Raw genomic sequence first — 26,046 nt, forward strand, 5'->3', positions numbered from 1 at the left:
ATGGCGAGGTTCATCGGTGGCCGCACCTTGGGCAGGGCAGACGCACGGGCACCATCTGCGGCGGCGGAGGGTCGAAGCGGACCTGTACCTGCCGACTCTCGCGCGCCTCGACAGCGGCCTGCACCTCGGCGGCGATGATCGGGAGGACAGCGGCGGCGTTGTGCAGGTACATCCGCTGCCAGAGGGGTGCGAGGTCACCGAAGTCGTCGGCCGGGCGGTCCATCTCGTCCTTGTCGCTCCGGTGGATCGCTCGTGCGATGCGTTCCTGTAGCACGGTGGTGTCGGTGGTCATTCGGTTCTCCTTAGATGTTGAGTGCTACGAGGATGGTCGTGAGTAGCAGTAGTGCGGTCGCGGTGGCCCATGCGGCGATGGTGACGGCGTGACGGTAGACGTTCACGCGTAGTCCTCCTCGATCAAGTGCGCCTCGAAATCTGGACCCCATTCCTGTACGCCGCCACCCGCCGACGCCTGGGAAAAGAACTCCCACTCGCCGCATGAGCAGTAGACGGTAATCTCGGCGGGCTCTTCGAGAGTGCCGGGGAAGTAGCCGCCCTTGGGGATGATCGGGTAGTGGTCGTTGATGCGTGCGCCGAAGCCATCAAAAGCCATAGCGGTGCTCCTTAGATGTGGGCATGTGTAAAGCCGCCCCGGTTGGGACGGCTCGTGTTGTTTCGTACCCCCGCGCCTTTCGACGGGCTGGACGCACATGGTATGCGTCGCGGGGGCTGCTACCCGGTCACGGTGTAGTGGTCACATGACCGGGCAGACTGTGGGGATTACGCGAGTAGCGCGCCTGCGATCCCCGCAGCGATGATCAGTGCGGGGAGTGCGGCGCTGATGATCAGGTACGGGGATCGGTTTCGGACCTGATGGACGATCAGCGCGCCGTACAGTGCGAGGAACGCCAGTAGGGCGAGCAGGGCGACCATCAGGCACGTGCCGGTGACGAAGCCGTCGATCAACCGGCATCACCGACGCTCGTCTCGATGTCCACGTCCGGAATGATCGTCTCGGGCCGGAAGATGATGCGCGGCTTGTACGGGTCCACGCTCTCGGTTTCGATCTGCTCCGACAGGTAAGTCACGTTGTCAGACAGGCCAAGGAAGTGCTTTTCGTACTGGTCGTCACCTACCTTGCATGTCACTTCGAGCTGCGAAACCGATCCATCGCCGCCCTGGTCCTCCTTGATTGAGCAGAACCCCTCGATGGTGAGGAGGTACGTGTCGGTGATGCCGTTGATGAACGTGATCCGCCGCTCGATCTCGAAGTTATCAGCGGCCACGGACAAGTTCCGCGACGATCGGTCGGCGGCGGAACAGGCCGCGAGGGTGCCGACCGCGAGGAGGGCGGCGGTTGCGGCGATGATCTTCTTGAGCTTCATGTGAGCCTTTCGGATGCAGTAGAGGCCCCCGCTGTTGCGAGGGCCTCTGGGGTGGGGCTGGTTCAGAACGGCGGGTCGGTGGGGAATCCCTGCTGCTGGGGCGCGGGCTGGTATCCCGATCCGGGCTGTGCGGCGGTCGGCCACTGCGCACCACCGCCCGTGCCCGACCCGTACTGCTGAGCGTTGTTCCACTGCTCCCCCTGCGGAGACGGGCGCGGCGAGGACTGTGCCTGCTGGATCGGGACGACGCCGAAGCTGTTGGCCGTCGTCTCCGTCCAGTTGCGCTTCTCGCCATCCTTCTCGTAAGCGCGTGACTTCTGCGTGCCAGCGATAGTGACGACCGCGCCCTTGACGAGTGCGGGGTTCTCGGCGTGACGACCGAACAGAGTCACATTGTGAAAGGTGACCCCTGAGTCCTCCCACTGCTGAGTGTCCCGGTTGAGCTGCCGGAAGTTCTCGGCGACCGTGAACGATGCGCGGGGCTTCCCATCGTTGCCGTACTTGATCTGCGGGTCAGCGGTGAGACGACCCTCAAAAGCGATCTGTGCCATGTGTTAGTGACTCTCCTCGGTGTTGCGGGTGTTGGGGGCGTGCTCGGGCTGGAAATACCATGCGTCGGGGCCGATCTCATCGGACCAGAATCCGTACTGCATCCCCGTGCTATCGACCAGCCGGATTTCCAGGATGGTGTCCTCGGCGGTGGGGCCATCCGGGTAGGGGAGCGTGTTGAGTAGGTCGGTGACCTTTGCGATGTACGCGAGCTGATCCGCGAACAGGTTGGGGGCGCTGCGTGGCATGTCAGCTTCCTTCGTTGGTGGGGGCGTTCTGCTGGATCATTGCCAGCTCTTCGGGGGTGGCGCCGTTCTGGGCGCGGTGCCGGTAGTAGTCCTGGTATTGGGCGAGCGTCTGCACGTCCTCAGGGATCGGCGGCGGGGTGGGCGCGTCGGGGAGGACTTCAACCCGGAACGCTTGCTTCTTGCCGCGCGTGATGGGGAGCTTCGCGGTGAACGGCTGCTCCATGCCAGACAGGGCGACGACGCGGATGCCGCCGACCTTCTCCCTCCCGAACATCACTTCGGGGTCGAGGGCGAGCTTGATGCGGCGTCCGGGCCATGTCGTGTCGTCCTCGCCCCATCCGATGGCGATGAGGCGGAGGTTGGTTGCGGAGGGCTTGAATGGCCGGTCGGGTGCTTCTGCGAGGTGGACGTTGACCTTTGCGCGGCCCTTCTCGTCTCGGTAGTCGCTGGTGCCCGCGACTGTGAAGACCTTTGGACCGGTCTCGTAGTCCACAGCGTTCTGGCGGTCACTCTGCGGCTCGATTGCTCTCGCAATGTCAGCCATAGATCACTTCCTCCTGTTCGTTGAACGGGTCCCACCATTCGGTGGCGGGGAGTCCGTGGGTGTTGTGTTCGTATCGGGCGGTTGCGCTGCGTGCGGTTTCTTCGAACTGCTCTGCGGCGGAGATGATTGCCGTCTGCCATCGCTCGTCCGGGTAGTCGCGGATGATGAACAGCGGCTCGCCAGGCAGGTAGGAGATGAAGTCGCACCATTCCCGCCCGGTGACGTGGAGGAATGCTTGGACCTGTGCACGGTTGTAGTCGGGGATCGCACCGGACAGGACGGTCGAGATGTGCACCTTCGCGGACGGGGACTTAATCTCGATCCCGCCCGTCTCGCCCACCAGTCCGTCCGGGGAGCTACCGAGCGTGTACGTGTCCGTGTCGAGGCGAGCAAACCCAACCTCGTCCACGTCCTGCCCGGTCCGCTCGGCGTAGATGCGGCGCGCCTCAGGCTCAAGCAAGGTGCCACGGGTCATCGCCCTGTTCGGAAACACAGGCTCGACATGGCCCGTGATGCGCTCCGCGATGAGTGTCTGGCAGAGTCCACGCGCACGGTCGTTCATCGCAGGCTTGACCGTCTTCGGGGTGATGAGCTGCCCGATGGTGGAGGCGGTGAGGATTCCTGCACGCGCTTCGAGCCATTCCGGCGTCCCCTGCTCGAGTTGGTCGAAGATCGTTAGCGCCATGCGTTTGCCTTTGCTGCGAGTCGGGTTGCGGCGTCGTTTGCTGTGGCCGCACTGGTGTAGCGGTCGGGGAGTGCGTGGTCGCTGTGTCCGATGAAGATTCGCCACCAGCCGCACCAGTGGCGGACGAGGGGGCGGGTCATCGGGTCACGGCCTTCCACAGCTCGAACGGGTGCGCCTGTGACGAGTCCTCGTGCACGGTTTCCCCGTCCACGACAACCTCGGCTCGACGCTCGGCGGTCCAGCCGTTCTTGATGTGCTGCGTGCCCTCACAGAGCCGCGCGACCTCGGAGGGGCGGAGAGCGGTGGTCATCGGTTCATCTCCTCGGCGATGCGGTCGGCGAGGTCGGCGATCTGCTGGGCGGTGAGTGACTGGTAGTCGAGGGAGTCGATGAGGAAGTCTTCCCATCGTTCGGCTCCTTCGGGGCGTGCCGGGGGATCGGTGAGAGCGGCCTCGAGGAGTGAGGTCATGGATTCGCGAGTGGTCTCATAGGGGAACGCCATTCGCCAGAACGTCATCCCCCGCTCGACCATCTCGTCGGTGATCGCGTCCGGGGTGAGGGGGCGGGGGGCCTGCACCTTCACGGGGGTCCACTTGCCTCGCCGCTGAATTTCAGCGTCACTCATCTTGACTAGACCGTTCGAGAGCCGCCATATCTTCTCGGACGGGTTGCGAATGGCGTCGGCGTCTCCGGGCTTTACGGCGATTGCGTAGTTCGCCTTCTCGAAATCTTGGATAGTGTAGTCGGTCATGTCATCTGCTCCTGTATTCGAGTCCATACGGTGTGATGTAGAGGTGTGCGCGGATGTGTCGGCCACGGAGTCGCGTGTATGCGTCTGCGTCGGCGGCGAGCATTCCCGCATAGGTGGTAGCGGTGAGGGTCATGCGGTGATCCATTTCGAGAGGCCGCGAATCATGTCGGCGCACTGTGTGTTTGTTGCGCGGCGGGAGAGGAGTGACTGGATGGCCATGCCTGCGATGACGCCCAGCTCGACCTGTTCGCGTTCGCGGTCTGCGCGGTTGGCGGCGGTGTCTCCGGTGGGGTCGGCGTATCCGCGATGTTCAGTAGCCACGCCGGGTCACCTCGCGCACGGCCTGGTATGCGATGGGGTCGCGGCGTCGCTGCCACGTCTCGTCCCATCGCTCGGGACGCTGGTACTCGGGAACGAACGGGTTGCGGGGGCGTGCATTCATGGCGGGCTGCTTTCGGGGTGCGGGGCGGTCAGCGGTCATTGGGGCGGGTGGCGAGGTAGGCGAGTCCGGCAATGAACCCGCCCACGCCAATGGAGACGAGGGCGAGGCCGATCACGGTCTCGGTCACGTATGCGAGGTTCATCGAGTCACCCCCACGCGAGCGCCCTCCGAGCGGTGGTCGGCGGAAGGCTCAACGATCACGGGAGACCCCTCCCTGCACGCGCAAGACGCTCCACCGCACATGCACTTGCAGCGCGGGTAGCAGCCCATCTCGTGACTCGAAACCCGCACAGTGGGCTTAGTGGGCTTGGACGAAGGTGCCTTAGTCGCGGTTGCCATCGGTGTTACCTCTTGTTCTGTTGTGCTTTGGAGCGTGTGTTGCGGGGTGCGAGCGTGGGTGTGGGCGGGTACAGGAATGCGTGCACGTCATCGACGGGGATGAGGTGTTTCCTGCCGACGGTGCGGGTGTTGGGGAACTTCCCGGCGCGGACGTATGCCTGGACGGTTTGGACGTTGAGGTGGAGTGCGTCGGCGACTTCCCGTGTCGTGTACAGGTGGGGAAGGTCAGGCATGGGTGCGGCCGATGTTCGCGTTAACGGCCCGCAGCTCGTCGAGGGTGGGGCGGGGTTCGCCGCGATGCGTGGGGGCGGATGTGCGGGCGTATGCGCGGTCTCGTGCCGCCTTCACGTCCACCTTCCCTGGCTTGCGGTGCGTGTGAACGATGGGCGGGCGGGGAGCCCAGCCGCGTCGCTTGTGCTCCGCGTCCTGCTCGGCGGGCGTCGCGTTCAGGTAGTCATTCAGGGTGTGCATGCTGCGATGTCTCCATTCGGTGACACTGGTGGGCAAATAAAAAGAGAGGTCAGGCGGTCTTGCTCTTGCGGGCGATGATCCGCTTTCCCTTTGCGGGGGTGAGGTTGACGGTCTTGGTGGTGGAGTCGCGGAACTCTCCGGCGTCTAGTGCGCCGGAGACGGTGCCGTGGAGGGTGATCGTGGGGGACACGGCGTTGACGTTCTCGGAGAACGCGGCGAGGGAGGCTGTGGCGCGGGCGTGGTTGGCGCGCCGGTTCTCGACCATGTAGTCGAGGTCTTCGGCGGTGAGCGCGCCGACGAGCTTGCGGCGTCCGTTGCCGAGCACGGCGATGGTGCGCTTGATTTCTGCGGAGCGCCAGCCGGTGGGGGTGTCCACGTCTCCGTCTGCGAGGGCGGCGAGGATCTTGTCTGCGGCGCGACCCTGCCTGTCGTCGTACTCCTCGATGGCTGCGCGTGCGGCGGTTGTCGCCTCGGGCGGGAGGCAGTGCCTGGCCTCGACGGCGAGAGCGGCCTCGCTCGCGGCCTCGGCCAGCAGCTCGCGCCGGTCGGCGTTCTCGTTGCTCGCGATGAGCTGGTGGTAGCACTGGGTGGCGTACTCGTTGAACGTGGGCTTGCGGGTCATGGCTGCTCCTCTAGGGCGGTGGCGTATTCGGTGAGGTACTGGGCGATGCGGCGGATGTCTGCGGGGTTGTGGTGCTTGTTGGGGAAGTCGGGGCGGGTGGTGGAGATGCGGTGGATTTCGAGGAAGTTTTCGACGTGCCGGGGGTCTCCGAGCATGTTCAGGCGGTTGAGCGCCCCGGTGAGGTTCTGGGCGTCGGTGTAGAGGTTGAGCATCCGCTCGCGCTCGGCCTGTCGTTCGGCGCGGTTCTCGGGGGTGAGGGAGTCGGGGGCGATGACTTCCCCGGTCGCCATGTCGATCACGCCGTCTGACTTGAGCTTGCGGACGACGTTGGCGCGGGACACGTTGCCCTCGTCGCGGGCGGTCGTGAGCGCGGACTCGAACTCGGCATCCGTGGCGTTGTCCGCCAGGGCGTAGATGCCGCGCTCGGGGTGCGTGAGGTCGACCTGTTTCGCGTAGTCGCTCGGGCTGCTTACTGCGCCGCAGGAAGCATGCTGCCCGTTGCTGCGAATCTCTCCGACCGCCTGCCCTTCCCGGATCGCGGTGCCGAGAGCGCGCTCCCAACGGCGCTGTTGCATCTGCGCTTCCAGCACCGTGTCCTTCGACAGGTCCAGGCGCTTAGAGAACTCGGCGGCGCGGACAGCGGTCAACTTCGCCGCCCCGATCCCCGCCGAAGCGAGGTCCGCGCCGGTCGTGGGGGACTGCGCGGTCACGTCGGACACGGCGCGCAGCATCTCGTTGCTGAACGTGAGCGCGTCCGTAATCTCCAACTCGGCCCGCTCAGGGTCGGACGCTTCGAGCGCGGCGATGCGAGACTTCCAGGCAGTCATCTCACCGGATGACGGGGCGGCGATGATGTCGCCTTCGATGATGTCTGTCATGGTGTCTCCGTTCGGTGACATACGTGGGCAAAAAAGAGAGGTGCCCGCCGAGACTTGAACTCGGAGTGCAGGCCGTTCCTGTCGGGCGGTGCTTGGTGGTGACCGGCAGCGGCGCCGGTGCGCCCCATGCAGTACGGGGGCGCTCGCTCTATCACGTCTACTCAGGTGATAGTCTGGGGAGTGTTTGGCTCGTGTGCCTTGGCCCTAGCTCCTGGCCATCTCGCGGCAGTCATAACGTCGTAGCGACTGCTGGCCGCGAGGGTGATGCTGTTCAGTTAGGAAGCTGCCCTGCCACTCGGTGCCGGTGCCTTCGCTGGTCCGTTCGTCCGGGGCGTTGAGACGAAGGTATGTCACCGCACGGTGACACGTCCACCAGATTCGGCCGATCTGTCCGATTCTTTGCCAATCCTTTACGCTACTGGCGGGTAGATCAAAGATGCGCCCAGCACTTGCGCGTCGTGTCACCGAACGGATACAGTTCTGTGCTATGAACGCAAACGACTCGACCGCCGCCGCGCTGGGCGCAATCATCCGCCGCGCAGCAGAGGATCGCGACATGACCCTCGTGGAGCTGGCAGAGCGGTCCGGCGTGCCGCGCGGAAGTCTCTACAGGTATATCGACGGCGACCGCGACATGACCCTGCCGACGATTGAGTCAATCGCCGCCGCGCTCGGCCTCGACCCGGGCGCGATGATTCAGGACGCGATACAGCAGGCTCGCCGGAACGCCCGTAGCGTCTGACAGGTCCAACAGGTCCCCCAGCGTCGCCGTCTCCCAATCCAGGGAGGCGGCGATCTTGCTGTGTGCGGGCGGGATGTGAGTGGTCACGCGTTCGTCCCCTTCGATCGTTCGAACACTTGTGCGAGCAGGGTACTGGGGCCGACCGACACCTGTCTGGCGAACGCGGTTACGGTCTGGGCACGACAAAACGCCCCCGCACAGTCCGGTGAGGGACCGCGCGGGGGCGTCAGTGATGCGAGGGGTTGTCAGGTGGCGATCTGGGCAGGCTTGAGCGCGTCGAGGCGGGCGGCATGCACGGAGGTCGGTCGAGTCTTCGACGGCACAAGATGGCCATACACGTCGGCGGTGATGGACACGGAGGAGTGACCGAGCGCGCGCGAGACCTCGAACAGGTCGGCACCCTGGGCCAGCATGTGCGATGCGGCGAAATGCCGCAGGCCATGGACCTTGGGGCGGGGCAGCAGGTTCGCGGCCTCGCATGCGGGCTTCCAATGATCGGCGTAGAACGTCTGATAGTTGACCGGCGCGCCCGCAGCGTTCGTGAACACGAAAGCGTTATCCGGGCCGCGCTCGCCCAGCGATGCGATGACGGCGGGGGTGGTCTCGACACGTCGGTAGCCCTTCGCGGTCTTCGGCTCGCCCAACTCGCGCCGCGATCCGCCGCCGTGCTTCCACGCCTGCGACACCGTGATCGTGTCCCTACCGATGTGCCGCCACTGCAACGCGGTCGCCTCACCCCAGCGCAGTCCCGTCGCGCCCAGCAGCCACACAAGCGGCTTGTACCGGTCACTCATCGCCGACCACAGCGCCACGAACTCGGCATCGGTGAGGATGTCCAGCTCGTGACGGCGAGGCTTCGGGAGGCGGACACCCTTCGCGGGGTTGTCGAGACGGTGCCCCCGCCGAACGGCATGCTCGAGGATCGTGGAGATGAGGCCGTGCTCGTTCGCCACGGTCTTCGGGGCGGGCGGTCGTTTCGTGCGCTTCGTGGGGGTGGTGGAGCGGTGCTTCACCCACGCTTCGATGTCGGCGCGGTCGATCATGTCCACGCCCACGTCGCCGGTGATGTCTGCGAGGCCGGAGCGACACAGTACGGCACGGTATTCATTGCCGGTTCCGGGTGTGAGGTCGACGGCCTGGTCGATGTAGTCGTTGAGCACTTCGGTCATGGTTGGCCCGCCCTCGTGGTGGGCTTGTGCGCGCTTGGCCCGCGCTGCTGCGCCGCCGATCCGCTCGACGAGGCCCTTGAAATATTCGGCCTGGTCTGCGGTGTCGAACGTCTCGGAGACGACACCGCCGCCCTTGTGTTCGCGGAACATGACGCGGTAGGCGACTGTGCCGTCTGCGCGTTGCCGGTGCTGGATGGATGCCATGACTACCCCTAAGTGTTGCCAAATCTGTTGCCCTTAGACGTTAATCGTAGCGGTTCGGGGCTGTGAGCAGGCAACTTAAAGTACCCCCAACGGGATTCGAACCCGTGTCGCCGGCGTGAAAGGCCGGTGTCCTGGGCCTCTAGACGATGGGGGCCCGGGGCGGTCGGAACCGCCCGTGCCAGAGCATACCCGCGCGCCCGGCGCCGACGCTCGCGGGTTCGGGCGAGGTGCGTGCTATCCGACACGGATCCGACCGGCCCGGAGGCCGACGGCCCCACGGCGCGGGCGGGCGTGGTTCGATGACCGCATGATCCAGATCAGCCGCGCGGAGTTCGAGGAGGCGGTCGACGACGCCCTGGACTCGCTGCCGGACGAGGTCGCCCGGGCGATCGCGGAGGCGGTCGCGATCCTCGTCGAGGAGGAGCCGACGCCCGAGCAGTCCCGCGGTGCCGAGCTGCTGGGCCTGTACGAGGGGGTGCCGCTGGATCGGCGCTCCGTGTTCGACGGGTTCCGCCAGCCGGACCGGATCTTCGTCTTCCGCGGACCGCTGCAGCGCCACGCCCGATCCCGCGAGCACCTGGTCCGCGAGATCGCGGTGACCGTGCTCCACGAGCTCGGCCACCTCTTCGGCATCAGCGACGAGCGCCTCCACGAGCTGGGCTGGGGGTAGGCCCCGTCCCGCCCCTCAGAGCTGGTCGGCGTCGAGGTCCGTCAGCCCGGCCTCGTGGGCGATGATCGCGATCTGCACGCGGTTGGTGCAGTCGAGCTTCGCGAAGATCTTCGAGACGTGCGCCTTCACGGTCGCCTCGCTCATGAACAGCCGCATCCCGATCTGGGCGTTGGACAGCCCCGCCCCGACGGCGCCGAGCACCTCGGTCTCGCGCTCGGTGAGCTGGTCGAGGCCCGGGTGGCGCTCCTGCCGGGAGCCCGGGTTCGCGTCGGAGAAGTGGGAGAGCATCCGGCGGGTCACGGTCGGGGAGAGCATCGCCTCGCCGCCGGCGACCACGTGCACGGCCCGGGCGAGGTCCTGCGGCGGGGTGTCCTTGAGCAGGAACCCGCTGGCCCCGGCCTCGAGCGCCTGGAAGACGTACTCGTCCATGTCGAAGGTGGTCAGCATGATGATCTTCGGCGCGCCGGTCAGCGCGGTGACCGCCTTCGTCGCCGCGATCCCGTCGAGGGTGGGCATGCGCACGTCCATCAGCAGCACGTCGGGCCGGTGCTTCTGCACCAGCGGCACCGCCTCGGAGCCGTCGGCCCCCTGACCTACCACCTCGATCCCCGGATCGGCGCCGAGGATCATCGCCAGCCCGGCCCGGACCAGGGAATCGTCGTCGATCAGTCCCACGCGCGTCACGTCGCCGTCGGCCACGGGATCACCGCCCTCACTTCGAATCGTCCGTCGTCGGTCGGGCCCGAGGTGATGGACCCGCCCGCATGGGTCACCCGCGTCTCGATGCCGGACAGGCCCATCCTGGCCCCCGGCAGATCCGTCGTGAACCCCTTGGGGAGCACATTACTGACCTCGATCACGAGGTCGGTGCCGGGCTCGCCGATCAGCGCCACCCGGGCCCGGGTGTGCACGGCGTGCTTGTGGATGTTGGTCAGGCCCTCCTGGACCACGCGGAAGGCGGTGCGCGCCAGGGGATCGGGGACCGGGTCGTCGATGAAGTCGAACAGGTCCACCGACACCCCCGCCTCCTGCGAGGTGGTCACCAGGCGCCGCACGTCCTCCCAGGTGGGCTGCGGGGCCAGCGGCGCCTGCTCCTCGTCCCCGCGCAGCACCCCCAGCACCTCCCGCAGCTCGGACAGCGCCGTGGTCGCGGTGCCGCGGATCAGGGAGGCGGACTGCTGGACCTGCTCGCGGCCCATGTCGGGGTTCACCTCGAGCGCCCCGGCCTGCAGGGCGACCAGGGAGATCTTGTGCGCGACGATGTCGTGCATCTCGCGGGCGATGCGGGTGCGCTCGGCGCGTCGGGCCTGCTCCTCGGCCGCGGCCCGTCCGGACTCGGCCTGCTCGGCCCGCTCCCGCAGCTCTGCCAGCAGCGCTCGCCGCACCGCCGTGTAGAGGCCGATCGAGGTCGACGCGGCCACGACCAGCGTGGTCAGCACGATCGTCATCAGGGCCGCCTCGGGCTGGTCGCCCATCAGCAGCAGCGGGGTGAGCGTGGCGGTGCCCGCTGCGAGCAGCGCGAACAGCAGCGTCAGCACGCGGTTCGGGCAGCGGGTGGAGAAGGTGTACGTGGCGATGATCAGCACGGTGATCGAGCCCGAGAAGGCATTGGCGATCTGCACCAGCGGCAGCAGCCACGGCCAGTGCCGGTGCCGGGCGAGCAGCGCGACGCCCAGAAGCAGCGCGATGACGCCCTGCCAGCGGCCGATCGCGGAGGTGGCGAGCAGCGTCGTCGCCGCCGCCTCCGCGGCGACGGCGACGACGATCAGCCCTTCCTGCCAGCGACGACGGGCGGGCGCTCCTGGGTGGTCCACCCGGTCACTGTAGCGGCGCATACGGGCCGCGCCGCCGCTCGGGACGGGGTCGGCGACCATCGTCGGACGGGGACCGTCAAGGAGCCGACGTTCGTCGCCCGCGCACGGACCCGTGGTCGCTGTCGCCGCGCCGCGGCGGGGGAGGAGCGTGAGGCCATGACCTCCACCACCGCCACCGCCCCGACCCTCGAGGTGCGTGCGCTGAGCAAGCGCTACGGCGCCCGCGCCGCCGTCGACGCCCTCTCCTTCTCCTGCAGCCCCGGCACGGTCACCGGCTTCCTCGGCCCCAACGGGGCGGGGAAGTCCACCACCCTGCGGATCCTCACCGGTCTCGCGGAGGCCGACGACGGCATGGCCCTGATCGGCGGCCGCCGCTACCGCGCGCTGGAGAATCCCGCCCGCACCGTCGGCGTGATGCTCGATGCGCGCGCTCTCCACGGCGGCCGCACCGGGATCGAGACCCTGCGCCTGACCGCCCGCACCCTCGGCATGCCGCGCGACCGCGTCGAGGAGGTGCTCGAGACCGTCGGCCTCGAGCAGGCCGCGACCAAGCGCGTTGGCGGCTACTCCTACGGCATGCGCCAGCGGCTCGGGATCGGCGTCGCGCTCATGGGCGACCCCTCGGTGCTCGTGCTCGACGAGCCCGCCAACGGCCTGGACCCCGAGGGGATCCGCTGGATGCGCCGCCTGCTGCGCTCCTTCGCCGACGCCGGCGGCACCGTGCTCCTCTCCAGCCACCAGCTGCGCGAGGTCGAGGCGACCGTGGACCGGCTGGTGGTGATCTCCGAGGGGCGCCTGGTGCGCGAGGGCCCGCTCGAGGAGCTCACCGCCGTGACCGGCACCCGCGTTGCCGCGCTGGACCAGGCGGCGCTGCGCCGTGCCCTGGACGCGCACGGCATCGCCTTCGAGCTGCGCGCCGGCGGCGAGCTCGCCGTCAGCCTCGCCCCCGAGGACATGGGCCGCCTCGCCCTGCGCGAGCAGCTCGTGCTCACCTCCCTCGGCGCGGGCGCCGGCACCGGCCTGGAGGAGGTGTTCTTCGCGCTGACCGGGCACGAGGAGCCCTCCGCCGACGAACTCGCCCCCGCCCTCTGACCTCCGCCCTCCGACCGCCAGGAGACCCTCGTGCGACCCGACGTCGACCTGCGCGCCTTCCTCGACACCCGAGGCGCGAAGATCCTGCTGACCCTGTCCCTGCTCGCCGTGGCCGGCTTCGCCGCGCTCGGCGGCCTGATCCAGCCCGCGCTCGTCCCCGACGGCACCGCCGATCTCGAGATGACCTTCTTCGTGGTCTCGCTGCCGCTGACCCTGATCATCCCTGCGCTGACCGTGTGGATCACGGCGAGGGAGTGGTCCGACGGCTCGATCCAGATCACCCTCCTGCAGCGCCCCGGACGCCTCGCCGTCCTGGCCTCCAAGGCGATCGCGGCGCTGGTGGTGTTCGTCGCGCTGGCGGCGGTGAGCATCGTCCTGGCCGCCGCGAGCACCTTGATCGGCGGGGAGCTGATCGGCGAGGGCGCGCTGCTCTCGAGCATCGAGGGGGTGCTGACCACGCAGCTCGCGAACCTCGGTGCGACCTTCCTGTTCTCCCTCGCGATGGGCATGCTGCTGCAGTCCACCGTGCTGGGCCTGGTCGCCGCGATCGGCATCCCCTTCGTCATCGGGACCGCCTCGAACCTGGCCATGGCCTTCGGCTCGCAGACCCTGGCGGACGTCATCGCCGCGGTGGACCTCTCCGGCGCCTCGCTCGCCCTGGCGAACGGGGAGGCCGGCGCGTTCGAGCTGCTGCCGCTGGTCCTGCTCGTCCTGCTCCCCGCCGCGCTCGGGGCGCGGAGGTGGCGCCACCGCGAGATCGGCTGAGGGCGGACGCTCCGCCGGGGCCGGACGCTCTGCGGACGATGACGGGGCCCTGACGTCGGGAGATCGGCGGTGAAGCGTCCTAGGATGGCCGGGCCCCACGGATGCTTCCCCCCATGGACAAGGACCCCGCATGACGCCCTTCCCCGGCACTCGACGCCCCCTCGCCCGCCTCGCCGCCGCGGCCGCCGTCGCGACGATGCTCCTGGCGGGGTGCACGGAGGGAGCCGCTCCGGAGGAGGACGCCCCGGCCGGCAGCGAGGCGAGCGACTCCGGCGGCGCGGACGAGGACTCCGCTGACGAGGGCCCGGCCCTCGAGGAGTCCGGGACCTCCGCGGCGGTCGACCTGCCGACGGACCCGGCCGAGGACCCCGCCTACGAGGCCTACTACTCGCAGCAGATCGAGTGGGGCCCCTGCGAGGACGTGGACGCCGAGGGCGCCGAGTGCGGGACGATCACGGTGCCGCTGGTCTGGAACGACCCCGAGGCCGGGGACATCGAGATCGCCGTCGGCCGCCTCGCCGCCGACGGCGAGTCGAAGGGCTCGCTCGTGACCAACCCGGGCGGCCCCGGCGGCTCGGGCGTGAACTTCCTGCCGTCGGCGGAGATCCTGATCTCCCCCGAGGTGCGCGCGAGCTACGACGTCATCGGCTTCGACCCCCGCGGCGTGAACCGCTCGGAGGGGATCGAGTGCCTCGACGACGCGGAGACCGACGAGTACCTCGCCGCGACCGGGGACCCCGCAGCGGAGGACGCGAGCGCGCTCGCCGAGGAGTGGGGTGCGCGCGTGGCCGAGGCCTGCGAGGCGAACTCCGGCGACGTCCTGCCCTATCTCGACAGCTACTCCGCGGCCCGCGACATGGACGTGCTGCGCGCGGCGCTCGGCGACGAGGAGCTCGACTATCTCGGCTACTCCTACGGCACCTATCTCGGCGCGAGCTACGCCGAGCTGCACCCCGAGCGGGTGGGTCGCTTCGTCCTGGACGGCGCGATCGACCCCGACATGTCCATGGACGAGTTCTCCGCCGGCCAGGCCGAGGGCTTCGAGCACGCGACCGAGGCGTTCCTGGCCCGCTGCCTGGAGGCCGGCGACTCCTGCCCCTTCCGCGGCGACGAGGCCGAGGCGAAGGAGCAGCTGCTGAGCTTCTTCGAGAGCGTGGACGAGACCGCGCTGGACACCGGCGACCCGGAGCGGCCGCTGACCGGGGCCCTCGCCCGCTCCGCGGTGCTGACGCTGCTGTACGACGACGCGCAGTGGGAGTACGGACGCGAGGCGCTCGCCGCCGCGATGAACGGCGACGGCTCCCAGCTGCTGTACATCGCGGACCTCTCCTCCGAGCGCCGCTACGACGGGACCTACCGCACCAACGCCGCCTTCGCGATCACGGCCGTGAACTGCCTGGACCACCCCGGGGTCGCCGACGAGCAGTGGGTCGAGCAGGAGGCCGAGCGCCTCGCCGAGGAGTTCCCGACCTTCGGCCCGATGCTCGGCGGGGACGGCTGCGCCCAGTGGCCCGAGGAGCCCGTGCGCGAGCCCGCGCCGATCACCGCCGAGGGCGCCGGCCCGATCCTGGTCGTCGGCACCACCGGCGACCCTGCCACCCCCTACGCCTGGTCGGAGGAGCTCGTCTCCCAGCTCGACGACGCGACGCTGCTGACCTACGAGGGGGAGGGCCACACCGCTTACGGCCGCTCGGGCGGGTGCATCGAGGAGCAGGTCGACGCCTATCTCCTCGAGGGCACCGTGCCCGCGGAGGGGCTGCGCTGCTGACGCGCGCGCGGCGCTCGACGACCCGGCGCTCCGCCGCGGACCGGCTGTGCCGACGAGCGTGACGCGGATCGCGCCGGGACGCTTTGCGCCTGGCCAGCCAGGTCACGTACAGTGAACCGGTCCGCCGCGCGTGCGCGACGATGCCGCCTTAGCTCAGTCGGTAGAGCGATTCACTCGTAATGAATAGGTCGCCGGTTCGATTCCGGCAGGCGGCTCCGGATCACGGGCCCGGCCCCCTCGGGGGCCGGGCCCGTTCTCGTCGGCGGGGGAGGAGCCGGCGTGGACGGCCCCGCTCGTTTTCTTGAGATTGTCCAGATAGAAGGCTAGGGTGGGGTCCATGACGACCACCGACCACACCTCCGCCCTGCGGAGCGCTGGCCTGCGCGTGACCGCTCCGCGGCTCGCGGCCCTGGCCGCGGTCGAGGCCCACCCGCACTCCGATGCGGAGGCGATCGCCCAGGCCGTGCGCGAGAACCTCGGCACGGTCTCCCGTCAGGCCGTCTACGACGTGCTCAACGCCCTCTCCGACGCCGAGCTGCTGCGACGCGTCTCCGTCGGCGGGCGCTCCATGCGCTACGAGATGCACCGCCACGACAACCACCACCACCTGGTGTGCCGCAGCTGCGGACGTCTCGAGGACGTCCCCTGCGCCGTCGGCGCCGCGCCCTGCCTGATCCCGCACGAGGATCACGGCTTCTCGATCGAGATGGCCGATGTCGTATATCGCGGGACCTGCAGCGACTGTCGCGAGCGCGAGGCCGCCACCCCCTGAACCCCCTGACCCGGCTCCGGCCGGACCAGGGTCCTTGACCGCCCACGACTGTCAGAACGTTTCGTCACGACCTGTCAGAAAGACCCGAGGAGAACTCCATGACCCATCTGGATCCCACGGCCCATCACGATTCGACGATCGCGTCGACCACCGAGTCCGGTGCGCCGCGCGAGTCCGACGCGAACTCGCTGAGCGTTGGCGCCGACGGCCCGCTGATGCTCCATGACGTCGCCCTGGTCGAGAAGCTCGCGCGCTTCGACCGCGAGCGCATCCCGGAGCGCAGCCCCCACGCGAAGGGCTCCGGCGCCTTCGGCGAGCTCGAGATCACCGAGGACGTCTCGAAGTACACCAAGGCAGGGCTCTTCCAGAAGGGCGCCAGGACCCCGATGCTGGCCCGCTTCTCCACCGTCGCCGGTGAGCTGGGCTCGCCCGACACCTGGCGGGACGTGCGCGGCTTCGCGCTGAAGTTCTACACCCAGGAGGGCAACTTCGACATCGTCGGCAACAACACCCCGGTGTTCTTCGTCCGCGATCCCATGAAGTTCCCCGACTTCATCCACTCCCAGAAGCGCACTCCCGACTCCGGCCTGCGCGACAACACCATGCAGTGGGACTTCTGGACCCTCTCCCCGGAGTCGGCCCACCAGGTCTCCTACCTCATGGGCGACCGCGGCCTGCCCAAGACCTGGCGCCACATGAACGGCTACTCCTCGCACACCTACATGTGGGTCAACGAGGCCGGCGAGAAGTTCTGGGTCAAGTACCACTTCCTCACCGAGCAGGGCCTGGAGTTCCTCACCAACGAGGAGGCCGACGAGATCGCCGGCACCGACGCGGACTACCACCGCCGCGACCTCTTCGAGTCGATCAAGAACGGCGACTTCCCCTCCTGGCGGCTCGAGGTGCAGGTCATGCCCTACGAGGACGCGAAGACCTACCGCTTCAACCCCTTCGACCTCACCAAGATCTGGTCGAAGAAGGACTACCCGCGCATCCCCGTGGGCCGCTTCACCCTGAACCAGAACCCGGTCAACCACTACGCGCAGATCGAGCAGGCCGCCTTCAGCCCCTCGAACCTGGTGCCCGGCACCGGCGTCTCCCCGGACAAGATGTTGCTGGGCCGCGTCTTCTCCTACCCGGACGCGCAGCGCAACCGCCTGGGCACGAACTTCAACCAGCTGCCCGTGAACCGTCCGGTCATCGCCACCAACTCCTACGACAAGGAGGGCGCGATGAACTTCTTCCACAGCGGTGATGCGCCGGTGTACGCGCCGAACTCCTTCGGCCGCTCCTACCAGGACGCGCAGGGCCCGGTCGACAACGGCTGGGAGGCCGACGGCACGCTGGTGCGCGCCGCCTACTCCCTGCACTCCGAGGACGACGACTTCGGCCAGGCGCACACCCTGGTCCGCGAGGTCATGAGCGAGGACGAGCGCCAGCGCCTGATCGACACGGTCGCCGGCGGCCTGTCCACCGTGATCGAGCCGGTGCTCTCCAACGCCTTCCAGTACTGGAAGAACATCGACCAGGAGGTCGGCGAGGCCATCGAGGCCAAGGTCAAGGCCGGTCATGAGGAGCAGATCCCCGGCGCGGACCCCGTCTCCGAGTGACTCTCGCGCGGGCGACCCCCTGAGCGGACCCGCACAGCGCAGCGGCCCGGTCCCTTCTCCGGAAGGGGCCGGGCCGCTGTCGTCGGCGTACGGGACGGCGTCGACGGACGGGGTCCGGCCGAGCGGCGTCCGTGGTCGGGCCGTGGGCGGCCCGAACCGGAGCTCAGACCACCAGCACGTCGCTGGGGGAGGAGAGCAGGAGCTTCTGCACGGTCAGGCCCAGCAGGTGGCGGGCGAGGTCGTTCTGACGGCGCACGCCGAGCACGAGCAGCTCGGCCCTCTCCTCCTCGACCACCTGCAGCAGGACGTCGGCGATGTCGTCCTCCGTGGTCTCCTGGCGGAAGGCGACGCGCACGGTGGTGCGGCGGAGCTCGTCACGGGCGATCTCGAGCTGCTGCTCGTCCGCGTGGCGGGGATCCTCCTCGACGCCCGCGCGCAGCACGTTGACCACCACCAGCGGCCCGCCGCGCTGCTCGGCCTCCTCGCGTGCCGCGGCCAGCGCCTTGAAGCCCACCTCGGTGGGGATGAATCCGACGACGACGGCCATCTGCTCTCCTGGCTGGGGTGCTCTCGGGCGGCGGCCGCGACCTCGGTGTGCGGCCTGGTGCGATCCTACTGGTCCCGGGACCGTGCCGAGGGACCGTCGGCCCGGCGCTGACCGGACAGCGCCTGGATCTCATCCATGATCCGGGCGGTCAGCAGGCGTCGGCGCGCCCCCTTGGAGGCGGAGGGGTCGATCTCCTCGAGGGTGATCGGGGTGCCCACTCGGATCGTCATCTCGCCGCGGCGGGGGATCAGGGAGGAGAACATGTGCTGGGTGCCCTTGAGCCCGACCGGGATCACGGGGCAGCCCGACTCGAGCGCGAGCCAGGCCGCGCCCTGCTTGCCCGGGTGCAGCAGTCCGTCCTTGGAGCGGTGCCCCTCGGGGTAGACGGCGAAGCCCTCACCGTTGCGCAGCACGTCGAGCCCGGCCTGCAGCGCGCCCTTGCCGGAGGAGAGCGCCTCGCGGTCCACCGGCACCGCGCCGACGGCGTCGAAGAACCAGCGCAGCACCGCGCCGTGCGGGCCCTTCTGCGTCCACAGCGACTCCTTGGCCACGAAGCGGATCGCTCGAGGCAGGACCACCGGGATCATGAAGCTGTCGATGTTGGCGAGGTGGTTCGAGGCGATCACGAAGCCGCCCTCGTGCGGCACGTTCTCCAACCCGCTGACCCGCGGGTTCCACAGCAGCCTCACGATCGGGCGCACGAATACCCGCGCACCGGTGTAGAAGCGTCCGACCACGGGTCCTCCTCAGGGTTCGATCAGCGCCCCACGATAGCGCCGCGGGCGTGTGCGACGGAGCAGCGTCCCTGTGATCGTCGTCCCTGCCCGTGTGGTAGAACAGGCGTGCGATCGCGCCCGGTCCAGGTGCGATGCCGGAGACGGCCCGGCGCCCGTCGTCCCGGCGGCGCAGCCGCCCCTCCCTGCCGAGCCCCCGAGGAGCCTGTCGATGCCGAAGATCCTGAACATCGCCGTGGTCGGCGCCGGAACCATGGCGCAGGCCGTGCACCTGCCGGTGCTGCGCCGGCGCTGGGACCGCTTCAGCGTGGCCGCGCTGGTGGACCACTCGCCCCGTCGGCGCCGCGAGGCCTCCGAGGTGTGGGGCATCGAGGAGGAGCGCCGCTACGAGACCGTCGCGGATCTCGTCGCCGCGGTGCGCGCCCGGACCCTCTCCCTGGACGGCGTGCTGCTGTCGACCGACGGCCTCCACGTCGACGACCTGCTCGCGATCGTGCGCCGGGGCCTCCCGGTGATGGTCGAGCCGCCGCTGGGCTATTCCGAGGAGGAGATCGCGAAGGTCGCCGAGTTCGAGCGGATCGCGGGACGGCGCCTGGTGATGCTGGCCCATCCCCAGCAGTACGACGACTCCGTGACCCGGATGTCCGAGCACATCGCGACCAAGGATCTGCGGATGGTGGATCACGAGGTCCTCATGCCCGCGAGCCAGCCCCTGTTCGGCCAGGCCCACGTCACCACCTCCTCCTACGACCTGCCCACGGAGCAGCGCACGGCACGGCGCAAGGCGCTCCAGGCCGCCGTCGAGGCGGGCACCGGCGACGGCGCCACCCAGCGCGACCGGGACCTGTACGTCAAGGGTCTGCTCACCGGCGTCGCCCATCAGATGGCGGTCACCGAGGCGGCCTACGGACCGATCGAGAAGCTCGTCGCGGTGCGGCACTGGCCCAAGGGGGTGATCCCCGGATCGATCGAGCTCCTCGGCGAGCTCGGCAGCGGGGCACAGGTGCGCCTGGTGTGGCACTACCTCCCCTTCGCGCCCGAGTACTCCGAGACTCTGCAGGTGCTCTCCGCCCGGCGCCGCATGCGCCTGGAGCTTCCCGCGCCCTCCCACGGCGACGCGCGCTCGACGGTCTCGCTGCGGGAGAAGAAGTCGGGCGTGGTCCAGGAGATCGCGACCACCGCGCCGAAGGGCTCGGCCGAGCTGATGTGGGAGGCCTTCCACGCCTTCGTCGAGAAGGGCGAGGCGCCGCTGGCCGGTGCCGCCGAGGCGCTGCGCCAGGTGGTGCTGCTGCGCGAGGTGCTCGCCACCATCGTGGAGGCCGACGGCCGCAGCCTCGAGGCAGAGCCGGAGGAGGCTGATGCGGCGACCGCTCCGCGGGCGGCGGAGCAGGACGATGCGGAGCAGACCGACGCGGTGCCCGCGGCCGCGACCGTCGAGGTCGAGCTGCCCGGCACGGAGCCCGCGCCCGAGACGCTCGAGCAGCCCGCGGCGCCGAGCACGGAGGAGGTCGTCGACGCCTGGGCCGGCGGCGGCGAGGGCGGCCCGGCCGCGTCCGAGGACCCCGCCGTCCCTCAGGACCCGCGCCGCTGAGCCGCCGCGTCTGTCCAGGCGGTCCGCAGACCGTCGCCGGGAGCCCCCGTCGTCCCCTGCCGGGGAGGGCGGGGGCTCTCCGTGTCGGTGTGCCCACGTCCGGGCCCCGGACCGGTGGTCCGCGGCCCGGATCCGTCGCCCCGACGGGGGACGGGCGGGGGATGGACGGGGGACGGCGGGGGACACGCCGACGACACGCCCGCGACACGCCGGGGCGCGCGCGGGACACGCCGGGAGACACCTCACTCGGAGGGTTGTTCCGACCGCTCCGGGAGGGGTGCGGAGGGTGCCTGTCCACCGTCGTCGTCGGCCGCCCGGAGCACCGTCCACAGCGGGTTGTGCACGTATCAGCGGTGCTCGCACGGGAGGCGGCCGCTCCGTCCCCAGCGAGCACCCCTCCATCCACATGCTGTCAACATCGCATTGTGGATGACACTCCTGTAACTCAGTACATCTTGTGGTCGTCGCGCCGAGTCACCACTAGGTGTAGTGTTGACGTTGTCGCGGCGCACAGGGCTCCTGCGGGAGCCCATAGCCTCGCGACACGGTCCTCGGACCTCCTGAACATCTCCTTCTCGCCCCTGTCCTGCGCCTCGGCGCGACGCTCCTGAAAGGCACTTCCCTTGGACATCACCGTGTACTCGAAGCCCCTCTGCGTGCAGTGCGATGCCACCAAGCGCGCGCTGAACAAGGCGGGCGTCGCCTACGACGTCGTCGACATCACCGAGGACGCCGACGCGCTCGCGAAGGTGAAGTCCCTCGGCTACGTCCAGGCGCCCGTCGTCATCACGGGCGAGGACCACTGGTCGGGCTTCCGCCCCGACAAGATCAAGGCGCTCGCGGGCGTCGGTGCCGAGCAGCGCCGCACCGCCGCGATCTGAGAGGCCGGGGAGGCGTCGGCGTGACCCGTCTCGTCTACTTCTCCTCGGTGTCCGGCAACACCAAGCGCTTCGTCGAGAAGCTCGGCCTGCCGGCCCATCGGATCCCGCTCTACCCCAAGGACGATCCCCTCGTCGTCGACGAGGACTTCGTCCTGCTGGTCCCGACCTACGGCGGGGGCAACGGCCGGGGCGCCGTGCCCAAGCAGGTCATCAAGTTCCTCAACGATGAACGCAACCGACGGCACATCCGCGGTGTGATCAGCACGGGGAACACCAACTTCGGGGAGGCCTACTGCTTGGCCGGGGACATCATCTCCGCCAAGTGCCAGGTCCCCCACATGTACAAGTTCGAACTGTTCGGCACTCCGCGCGATGTGACGCGGGTCCACGACGGATTGGAAGAGTTTTGGCGACACTGACCGAGATGCCCCCGGTCGAGCACAACAGGCAGCTCGACTACCACGCGCTGAACGCGATGCTGAACCTGTACGGCCCGGACGGCAGCATCCAGTTCGAGAAGGACCGCGAGGCCGCGCGGGAGTACTTCCTGCAGCACGTGAACCCCAACACGGTGTTCTTCCACTCGCTGCGCGAGAAGATGGACTACCTCGTCGAGAACAACTACTACGAGCCGGAGGTGCTCGAGCAGTACGAGTTCTCCTTCATCGAGTCGCTCTCCGAGCAGGCCTTCGCGAAGAAGTTCCGCTTCCCCACCTTCCTCGGCGCGTTCAAGTACTACACCTCGTACACGCTGAAGACCTTCGACGGCAAGCGGTACCTCGAGCGCTTCGAGGACCGCGTGGTGATGGTCGCCCTGACCCTCGCGCGAGGCGACGAGCAGCTCGCCCGCAACCTCGTCGACGAGATCCTCGACGGCCGCTTCCAGCCGGCCACCCCCACCTTCCTCAACGCCGGCAAGGCCCAGCGCGGCGAGCTCGTCTCGTGCTTCCTGCTGCGCATCGAGGACAACATGGAGTCCATCGGCCGCTCCATCAACTCCGCGCTGCAGCTGTCCAAGCGCGGCGGCGGTGTCGCGCTGCTGCTGAGCAACCTGCGCGAGTACGGTGCGCCGATCAAGCACATCGAGAACCAGTCCAGCGGCGTCATCCCCGTCATGAAGCTGCTCGAGGACTCCTTCTCCTACGCCAACCAGCTCGGCGCGCGTCAGGGCGCCGGTGCGGTGTACCTCAACGCCCACCACCCCGACATCCTGCGCTTCCTGGACACCAAGCGCGAGAACGCCGACGAGAAGATCCGCATCAAGACCCTGTCCCTCGGCGTCGTGATCCCCGACATCACCTTCGAGCTCGCGAAGAAGAACGAGCCGATGTACCTGTTCTCCCCGTACGACGTGGAGCGCGAGTACGGCAAGCCCTTCGCGGACGTGAACGTCTCGGAGGTCTACCACGAGATGGTGGACAACCCCCGCATCTCGAAGAAGAAGATCAAGGCCCGCGACTTCTTCCAGGTCCTCGCCGAGATCCAGTTCGAGTCCGGCTACCCGTACATCATGTTCGAGGACACCGTGAACCGCGCGAACCCCATCGCCGGCAAGGTCACCCACTCGAACCTGTGCTCCGAGATCCTGCAGGTCTCCACGCCCTCCACCATGAACGTCGACCTCACGTACGACGAGATGGGCCGGGACATCTCGTGCAACCTCGGCTCGCTGAACATCGCCAAGGCGATGGACTCCCCGGACTTCGCCCAGACCATCGAGACCGCGATCCGCGGCCTCACCGCGGTCTCGGACACCTCCGACATCGAGTCCGTGCCCACGATCGCCGAGGGCAACCGGAAGTCCCACGCCATCGGCCTCGGCCAGATGAACCTCCACGGCTATCTCGCCCGGGAGCGGGTGTTCTACGGCTCGGAGGAGGGCATCGACTTCACCAACATGTACTTCTACGCGGTCACCTATCACGCGATCCTCGCGTCGATGAAGCTCGCGAAGGAGCGCCAGGAGAAGTTCTACGACTTCGAGAACTCGAAGTACGCCACCGGCGAGTACTTCCAGAAGTACACCGAGCAGGTGTGGGAGCCGGCGACCGACAAGGTCCGCGAGCTGTTCGCGAACTCGAACGTGCACCTGCCCACCCAGGACGACTGGAAGCAGCTGCAGGCCGAGGTCGCCGAGCACGGGATGTACAACGCCTACCTGCAGGCCGTGCCGCCCACCGGCTCGATCTCGTACATCAACCACTCCACCTCCTCGATCCACCCGATCGTCTCCAAGATCGAGATCCGCAAGGAGGGCAAGATCGGCCGGGTGTACTACCCCGCGCCGTACATGACCAACGACAACCTCGAGTACTACGAGGACGCGTACGAGATCGGCTACGAGAAGATCATCGACACCTACGCCGCGGCCACGCAGCACGTGGACCAGGGCCTGTCGCTGACGCTGTTCTTCAAGGACACCGCCACCACGCGCGACGTCAACCGGGCGCAGATCTACGCCTGGCGCAAGGGCATCAAGACCCTGTACTACATCCGCCTGCGCCAGATGGCGATCGAGGGCACCGAGGTCGAGGGCTGCGTCAGCTGCATGCTGTGACGGCCTGACCCGCATCGAGCGGCCCGTTCCCGGAGAGATCCGGGGACGGGCCGTTCGTCGTCGTGGGGCGGTGCTGCGGGCGGAGAGGCCGCGGCGGGCTCAGGACCTCAGGGGTGACTCTGCGAGTCCACGGATCGTGAGGACTTCAGCGCCGCGGCGTGAGCAGCGCGAAGATCGTGCGGGAGATTCCTGTCGGGTCGCTTCCTACGAGAGTGGTGCTCAGTGCGCCTCGCTCGACCCGCAGGTAGCGTCCTCGGAGCATGAGCGCCTCGAAGGTCCGATCCTGACGACTCACGCGGAGGGCGCGGACTGGAGCGTCCTCGAGCTCTGGGTCCTCGGCGGTCGGAAGTGCACGAGCGATACGCCTCATCTCGGCCCAGCCACGTGAGCGCTCCTCATCGTCGGTGGTCCAGAGCCGGTCGAGGACTTCGGGGGGAGCAGCCAGTCGATGTTCGTCGTCGAGGGGCTCGACCGGGGCCAGACCCAGCAGGCGCATCATCACGCCGGGGAGGATGGGCGTGAGGAACACTGCGATCTCGTCCCGTCGGGCGCTCGCCCTGCTGCGTCGCAGCGCCCCGACACGGGAGAGGACGATCTCGTGTCGGTGGTACAGCGGGTCACCGCTGAGCTCCAGGGTGAGGCTGCCGCGTGGGTCGGACAGGATCTGATGCGCCATGGTGACGAGACGCGCGTCGAGCTGATGTGAGCCCTCGAACTGCGCACCGGCGGTGAGAGCCTCCAGGACGTCGTCCGTCGCGTCCGAGTCGACTCCGAGGACCATCGGTGACGTCGGGTCGTAGTGGATCATGAGGTCGTCTCGTCCTCCAGCGTCCAGGATTCGGCGATGGAATCGAGCAGATCGCCGTGGACAGCATCGATCATCGGCAGTGTGGTGAGGGTCAGCGTGAGGCCGCGATGGTTGACCAGGCGTGACCACTGGCGTGTCAGCACGGTGGTGCCGCCCTGATTGGTCATGACGGAGGACCTGTACCAGGTGGGGGTGCGGTCCCTTTCGAGAGCACGGTCCTCGAGCACCTGCAGATCGGGGAGGGAGGCGAGCTGTCGAGCGCGGGCCTCGCTCTGCCAGGTACGCAGGTCGAAGTCTGCAGGCAGGTCCTGGCTCAGCACGACAGCGTTCGTCGCGATGGCCGGACTCAGGGTCCGGTCGTCGGAGAACACGGCGAGGACTTCTGCGCGCATCTCCTCTGTCACCTCGACCCACGAGGCGGGAAGCGTGAGTGACATGCTGGGCGATGCTCCAGTGGGGTCATGGACCATTGCGGAGCGGGTCTGCGCAGTCATGGGGTGAGTCTAGGTCTTCGTATGTGGAATCGAAGTGGGTCAGTCGAGGATGGCGTCGATGACGGCGTCCCCGGCCGCGGCGCCGAAGTAGCTGCCGATCACATCCCCGATCACGCCGCCGGCGATCACTCCGGCCCCGCCTCCGGCGAGAGCCCCGGGGACGCTGCCGGTGACGGCGCCGATCCCGGCGCCGACGAGGGTGACGGCGCCGGCGCCGATCGCACCGCCGATGAAGCTGCCAGCCATGGACCCGACGAAGTTCGCACCGCCGTCGAGGGCCGCCCGTCCCAGTCGCTCCCAGAAGGGGCGATCCGGCTCGGAGTTCCACCGCTCCACACCGGCCATGAGACCCGTGAAGGCATCGCCGATCATGGGGATGAACCGCGGCACGGCCCCCTTGCCCCAGGCTACGTCGCCGAATCGCTTCGCCCAGCTGTGCACCGTCGAGACGATCCCACCCGCGCTGTCGACAGGCTCCGGCTTGACCGTCTCAACGAAGTTGTCCCATACCTCTCCGAAGAAGTCGCCGACCCCGCCGAAGAAGTCGCCGACCCCCTCGAAGAAGTCACCGATCGCCTCTGCGACCCCGGCGGTCGCGCTCGAAGCGGTGTCCTGCTCCTGGACGTGTTCGGACAGCTCCCGGGCACGGGTGTCGAGCCCGTCGATAGTGGAGGAGACCCGCGACAAGATGTCACTGCGGAACGACTGACCGAAGGAGTCGGCATCGCTCCCGACCCACTGTGCACCGACGATGCTGTCGACGAGCGAGCTCAGGCTGTCGAACCGCTCGCGCAGCGTGTCGGCGCGCTCCGTCAGGAGTCCGCCGAAGTCGTCGACCTCTGCGGTGTCCATCCCCATGAAATCTGCCATCGTGCTCCCCATCCCAGGTCGTCGTATGAAATGACCGTAGCCGAGCGA

Annotated in this window: 35 protein-coding genes and 2 tRNA genes; 12 read left to right on the plus strand and 25 right to left on the minus strand. The window is 68.5% G+C overall.

The genetic code is table 11. The annotated features are described in order from the left end of the window. Positions 1-10 precede the first annotated feature (10 nt). From HMPREF3159_RS03555 to HMPREF3159_RS17385, 16 genes are all read right to left on the minus strand, one after another. Positions 11-292 carry a hypothetical protein gene (locus tag HMPREF3159_RS03555; RefSeq protein ID WP_070499706.1) on the minus strand — a complete coding sequence of 94 codons (282 nt, stop codon included), beginning with the start codon at positions 290-292 and terminating at the stop codon, positions 11-13. Between the two features lie 102 nt (positions 293-394). Beyond that, on the minus strand, positions 395-610 hold the full coding sequence (locus HMPREF3159_RS03560) for a hypothetical protein (RefSeq protein ID WP_070499707.1): 216 nt from the start codon (positions 608-610) through the stop codon (positions 395-397). A 167-nt stretch (positions 611-777) separates the two neighbouring features. After that, complete coding sequence (locus tag HMPREF3159_RS03565; RefSeq protein WP_070499708.1) at positions 778-963, minus strand: hypothetical protein; 186 nt, start codon at positions 961-963, stop codon at positions 778-780. Further along, entirely contained in the window at positions 960-1,382 is a 423-nt protein-coding gene (locus tag HMPREF3159_RS03570) for a beta-sandwich lipoprotein (protein WP_070499709.1), read from the minus strand. Before HMPREF3159_RS03570 ends, HMPREF3159_RS03565 begins: the two co-directional genes overlap by 4 nt. Before the next feature lie 62 nt (positions 1,383-1,444). Continuing rightward, on the minus strand, positions 1,445-1,933 hold the full coding sequence (locus HMPREF3159_RS03575) for a single-stranded DNA-binding protein (RefSeq protein ID WP_070499710.1): 489 nt from the start codon (positions 1,931-1,933) through the stop codon (positions 1,445-1,447). Between the two features lie 3 nt (positions 1,934-1,936). Continuing rightward, positions 1,937-2,179, minus strand: coding sequence for a hypothetical protein (locus HMPREF3159_RS03580; RefSeq protein WP_070499711.1), 243 nt, complete (start codon positions 2,177-2,179; stop codon positions 1,937-1,939). Position 2,180: 1 nt separating this feature from the next. Then, positions 2,181-2,723, minus strand: coding sequence for a hypothetical protein (locus HMPREF3159_RS03585; RefSeq protein WP_070499712.1), 543 nt, complete (start codon positions 2,721-2,723; stop codon positions 2,181-2,183). Further along, positions 2,716-3,408: a lambda exonuclease family protein gene (locus tag HMPREF3159_RS03590; RefSeq protein ID WP_070499713.1), complete on the minus strand. Its 693-nt coding sequence runs from the start codon at positions 3,406-3,408 to the stop codon at positions 2,716-2,718. The genes HMPREF3159_RS03585 and HMPREF3159_RS03590 overlap by 8 nt, the downstream gene beginning before the upstream one ends. 136 nt (positions 3,409-3,544) lie before the next feature. Continuing rightward, entirely contained in the window at positions 3,545-3,718 is a 174-nt protein-coding gene (locus tag HMPREF3159_RS17380) for a hypothetical protein (protein ID WP_168165372.1), read from the minus strand. After that, positions 3,715-4,158 carry a hypothetical protein gene (locus HMPREF3159_RS03595; RefSeq protein WP_070499714.1) on the minus strand — a complete coding sequence of 148 codons (444 nt, stop codon included), beginning with the start codon at positions 4,156-4,158 and terminating at the stop codon, positions 3,715-3,717. The genes HMPREF3159_RS17380 and HMPREF3159_RS03595 overlap by 4 nt, the downstream gene beginning before the upstream one ends. Before the next feature lie 129 nt (positions 4,159-4,287). Further along, positions 4,288-4,479 (minus strand): hypothetical protein, encoded by a 192-nt coding sequence (locus HMPREF3159_RS16980; protein ID WP_141748055.1) that lies wholly within the window; start codon positions 4,477-4,479, stop codon positions 4,288-4,290. Then, entirely contained in the window at positions 4,469-4,600 is a 132-nt protein-coding gene (locus HMPREF3159_RS18040; RefSeq protein WP_256374506.1) for a hypothetical protein, read from the minus strand. The genes HMPREF3159_RS16980 and HMPREF3159_RS18040 overlap by 11 nt, the downstream gene beginning before the upstream one ends. A 344-nt stretch (positions 4,601-4,944) precedes the next feature. Further along, positions 4,945-5,172, minus strand: a complete 228-nt coding sequence (locus HMPREF3159_RS18170) for a helix-turn-helix domain-containing protein (RefSeq protein ID WP_083305774.1) — start codon at positions 5,170-5,172, stop codon at positions 4,945-4,947. Further along, a complete protein-coding gene (locus tag HMPREF3159_RS03600) occupies positions 5,165-5,410 on the minus strand; it encodes a hypothetical protein (RefSeq protein WP_070499715.1) in 246 nt (81 codons plus the stop codon). Before HMPREF3159_RS03600 ends, HMPREF3159_RS18170 begins: the two co-directional genes overlap by 8 nt. Before the next feature lie 49 nt (positions 5,411-5,459). Next, positions 5,460-6,032 (minus strand): hypothetical protein, encoded by a 573-nt coding sequence (locus HMPREF3159_RS03605; protein ID WP_070499716.1) that lies wholly within the window; start codon positions 6,030-6,032, stop codon positions 5,460-5,462. Further along, positions 6,029-6,910, minus strand: coding sequence for a hypothetical protein (locus HMPREF3159_RS17385; protein ID WP_070499717.1), 882 nt, complete (start codon positions 6,908-6,910; stop codon positions 6,029-6,031). The genes HMPREF3159_RS03605 and HMPREF3159_RS17385 overlap by 4 nt, the downstream gene beginning before the upstream one ends. Positions 6,911-7,397: 487 nt before the next feature. On the opposite strand from HMPREF3159_RS17385, the gene HMPREF3159_RS16570 reads away from it, so the two are divergent. Next, complete coding sequence (locus tag HMPREF3159_RS16570; protein WP_168165373.1) at positions 7,398-7,652, plus strand: helix-turn-helix domain-containing protein; 255 nt, start codon at positions 7,398-7,400, stop codon at positions 7,650-7,652. A 245-nt stretch (positions 7,653-7,897) separates the two neighbouring features. Here the strand turns inward: HMPREF3159_RS16570 and HMPREF3159_RS03620 are convergent, their stop codons facing one another. Continuing rightward, positions 7,898-9,025 (minus strand): tyrosine-type recombinase/integrase, encoded by a 1,128-nt coding sequence (locus tag HMPREF3159_RS03620; RefSeq protein ID WP_141748056.1) that lies wholly within the window; start codon positions 9,023-9,025, stop codon positions 7,898-7,900. Positions 9,026-9,106: 81 nt separating this feature from the next. Further along, a tRNA-Glu gene (locus HMPREF3159_RS03625) sits at positions 9,107-9,179 on the minus strand. A gap of 153 nt (positions 9,180-9,332) precedes the next feature. On the opposite strand from HMPREF3159_RS03625, the gene HMPREF3159_RS03630 reads away from it, so the two are divergent. Then, entirely contained in the window at positions 9,333-9,695 is a 363-nt protein-coding gene (locus HMPREF3159_RS03630; RefSeq protein WP_070499720.1) for a metallopeptidase family protein, read from the plus strand. Positions 9,696-9,710: 15 nt separating this feature from the next. On the opposite strand, the gene HMPREF3159_RS03635 is transcribed toward HMPREF3159_RS03630, so the two are convergent. Both HMPREF3159_RS03635 and HMPREF3159_RS03640 read right to left on the minus strand, forming a co-directional pair. Next, entirely contained in the window at positions 9,711-10,394 is a 684-nt protein-coding gene (locus HMPREF3159_RS03635) for a response regulator (RefSeq protein WP_010550476.1), read from the minus strand. Beyond that, positions 10,376-11,509, minus strand: a complete 1,134-nt coding sequence (locus HMPREF3159_RS03640) for a sensor histidine kinase (RefSeq protein WP_246821455.1) — start codon at positions 11,507-11,509, stop codon at positions 10,376-10,378. Before HMPREF3159_RS03640 ends, HMPREF3159_RS03635 begins: the two co-directional genes overlap by 19 nt. A 156-nt stretch (positions 11,510-11,665) precedes the next feature. On the opposite strand from HMPREF3159_RS03640, the gene HMPREF3159_RS03645 reads away from it, so the two are divergent. The 6 genes from HMPREF3159_RS03645 to HMPREF3159_RS03670 all read left to right on the plus strand — a co-directional run bounded on the left by HMPREF3159_RS03645 (position 11,666) and on the right by HMPREF3159_RS03670 (position 17,516). Continuing rightward, positions 11,666-12,601: an ABC transporter ATP-binding protein gene (locus tag HMPREF3159_RS03645; protein ID WP_070499721.1), complete on the plus strand. Its 936-nt coding sequence runs from the start codon at positions 11,666-11,668 to the stop codon at positions 12,599-12,601. A 30-nt stretch (positions 12,602-12,631) separates the two neighbouring features. Then, entirely contained in the window at positions 12,632-13,366 is a 735-nt protein-coding gene (locus HMPREF3159_RS03650) for an ABC transporter permease (protein WP_070499722.1), read from the plus strand. 130 nt (positions 13,367-13,496) lie between these two features. Beyond that, positions 13,497-15,134 carry an alpha/beta hydrolase gene (locus HMPREF3159_RS03655; RefSeq protein ID WP_070499723.1) on the plus strand — a complete coding sequence of 546 codons (1,638 nt, stop codon included), beginning with the start codon at positions 13,497-13,499 and terminating at the stop codon, positions 15,132-15,134. A 142-nt stretch (positions 15,135-15,276) separates the two neighbouring features. Beyond that, positions 15,277-15,349 (plus strand) — tRNA-Thr (locus HMPREF3159_RS03660). Positions 15,350-15,471: 122 nt separating this feature from the next. Then, positions 15,472-15,906: a Fur family transcriptional regulator gene (locus tag HMPREF3159_RS03665; protein WP_070499724.1), complete on the plus strand. Its 435-nt coding sequence runs from the start codon at positions 15,472-15,474 to the stop codon at positions 15,904-15,906. 98 nt (positions 15,907-16,004) lie between these two features. Next, the gene (locus tag HMPREF3159_RS03670) at positions 16,005-17,516 is read left to right on the plus strand and encodes a catalase (RefSeq protein WP_070499725.1); all 1,512 of its coding nucleotides are present in this window, start codon (positions 16,005-16,007) and stop codon (positions 17,514-17,516) included. A gap of 163 nt (positions 17,517-17,679) precedes the next feature. Here HMPREF3159_RS03670 and HMPREF3159_RS03675 read toward each other — a convergent pair whose 3' ends face one another. Beyond that, positions 17,680-18,063 (minus strand): universal stress protein, encoded by a 384-nt coding sequence (locus tag HMPREF3159_RS03675; RefSeq protein WP_010550469.1) that lies wholly within the window; start codon positions 18,061-18,063, stop codon positions 17,680-17,682. Positions 18,064-18,128: 65 nt separating this feature from the next. Further along, positions 18,129-18,800 carry a lysophospholipid acyltransferase family protein gene (locus HMPREF3159_RS03680; RefSeq protein ID WP_070499726.1) on the minus strand — a complete coding sequence of 224 codons (672 nt, stop codon included), beginning with the start codon at positions 18,798-18,800 and terminating at the stop codon, positions 18,129-18,131. Positions 18,801-19,008: 208 nt separating this feature from the next. On the opposite strand from HMPREF3159_RS03680, the gene HMPREF3159_RS03685 reads away from it, so the two are divergent. The 4 genes from HMPREF3159_RS03685 to nrdE all read left to right on the plus strand — a co-directional run bounded on the left by HMPREF3159_RS03685 (position 19,009) and on the right by nrdE (position 23,826). Beyond that, on the plus strand, positions 19,009-20,388 hold the full coding sequence (locus HMPREF3159_RS03685; protein WP_070499727.1) for a Gfo/Idh/MocA family protein: 1,380 nt from the start codon (positions 19,009-19,011) through the stop codon (positions 20,386-20,388). 623 nt (positions 20,389-21,011) lie between these two features. Next, the gene (nrdH, locus tag HMPREF3159_RS03690; RefSeq protein WP_010550466.1) at positions 21,012-21,269 is read left to right on the plus strand and encodes a glutaredoxin-like protein NrdH; all 258 of its coding nucleotides are present in this window, start codon (positions 21,012-21,014) and stop codon (positions 21,267-21,269) included. A gap of 20 nt (positions 21,270-21,289) precedes the next feature. Next, entirely contained in the window at positions 21,290-21,688 is a 399-nt protein-coding gene (nrdI, locus tag HMPREF3159_RS03695; protein WP_070499728.1) for a class Ib ribonucleoside-diphosphate reductase assembly flavoprotein NrdI, read from the plus strand. Positions 21,689-21,693: 5 nt separating this feature from the next. Beyond that, complete coding sequence (gene nrdE / locus HMPREF3159_RS03700; RefSeq protein ID WP_070499729.1) at positions 21,694-23,826, plus strand: class 1b ribonucleoside-diphosphate reductase subunit alpha; 2,133 nt, start codon at positions 21,694-21,696, stop codon at positions 23,824-23,826. 145 nt (positions 23,827-23,971) lie between these two features. Here the strand turns inward: nrdE and HMPREF3159_RS03705 are convergent, their stop codons facing one another. From HMPREF3159_RS03705 to HMPREF3159_RS03715, 3 genes are all read right to left on the minus strand, one after another. Next, positions 23,972-24,634: a hypothetical protein gene (locus tag HMPREF3159_RS03705; protein ID WP_070499730.1), complete on the minus strand. Its 663-nt coding sequence runs from the start codon at positions 24,632-24,634 to the stop codon at positions 23,972-23,974. Continuing rightward, on the minus strand, positions 24,631-25,071 hold the full coding sequence (locus HMPREF3159_RS03710; RefSeq protein WP_070499731.1) for a hypothetical protein: 441 nt from the start codon (positions 25,069-25,071) through the stop codon (positions 24,631-24,633). The genes HMPREF3159_RS03705 and HMPREF3159_RS03710 overlap by 4 nt, the downstream gene beginning before the upstream one ends. Before the next feature lie 96 nt (positions 25,072-25,167). Beyond that, complete coding sequence (locus tag HMPREF3159_RS03715; RefSeq protein WP_141748057.1) at positions 25,168-25,998, minus strand: WXG100 family type VII secretion target; 831 nt, start codon at positions 25,996-25,998, stop codon at positions 25,168-25,170. Between the last annotated feature and the right edge of the window lie 48 nt (positions 25,999-26,046).

The sequence above is a fragment of the Brachybacterium sp. HMSC06H03 genome, assembly GCF_001807385.1.
In the GTDB taxonomy this organism is placed as follows: Bacteria; Actinomycetota; Actinomycetes; order Actinomycetales; family Dermabacteraceae; genus Brachybacterium; species Brachybacterium conglomeratum.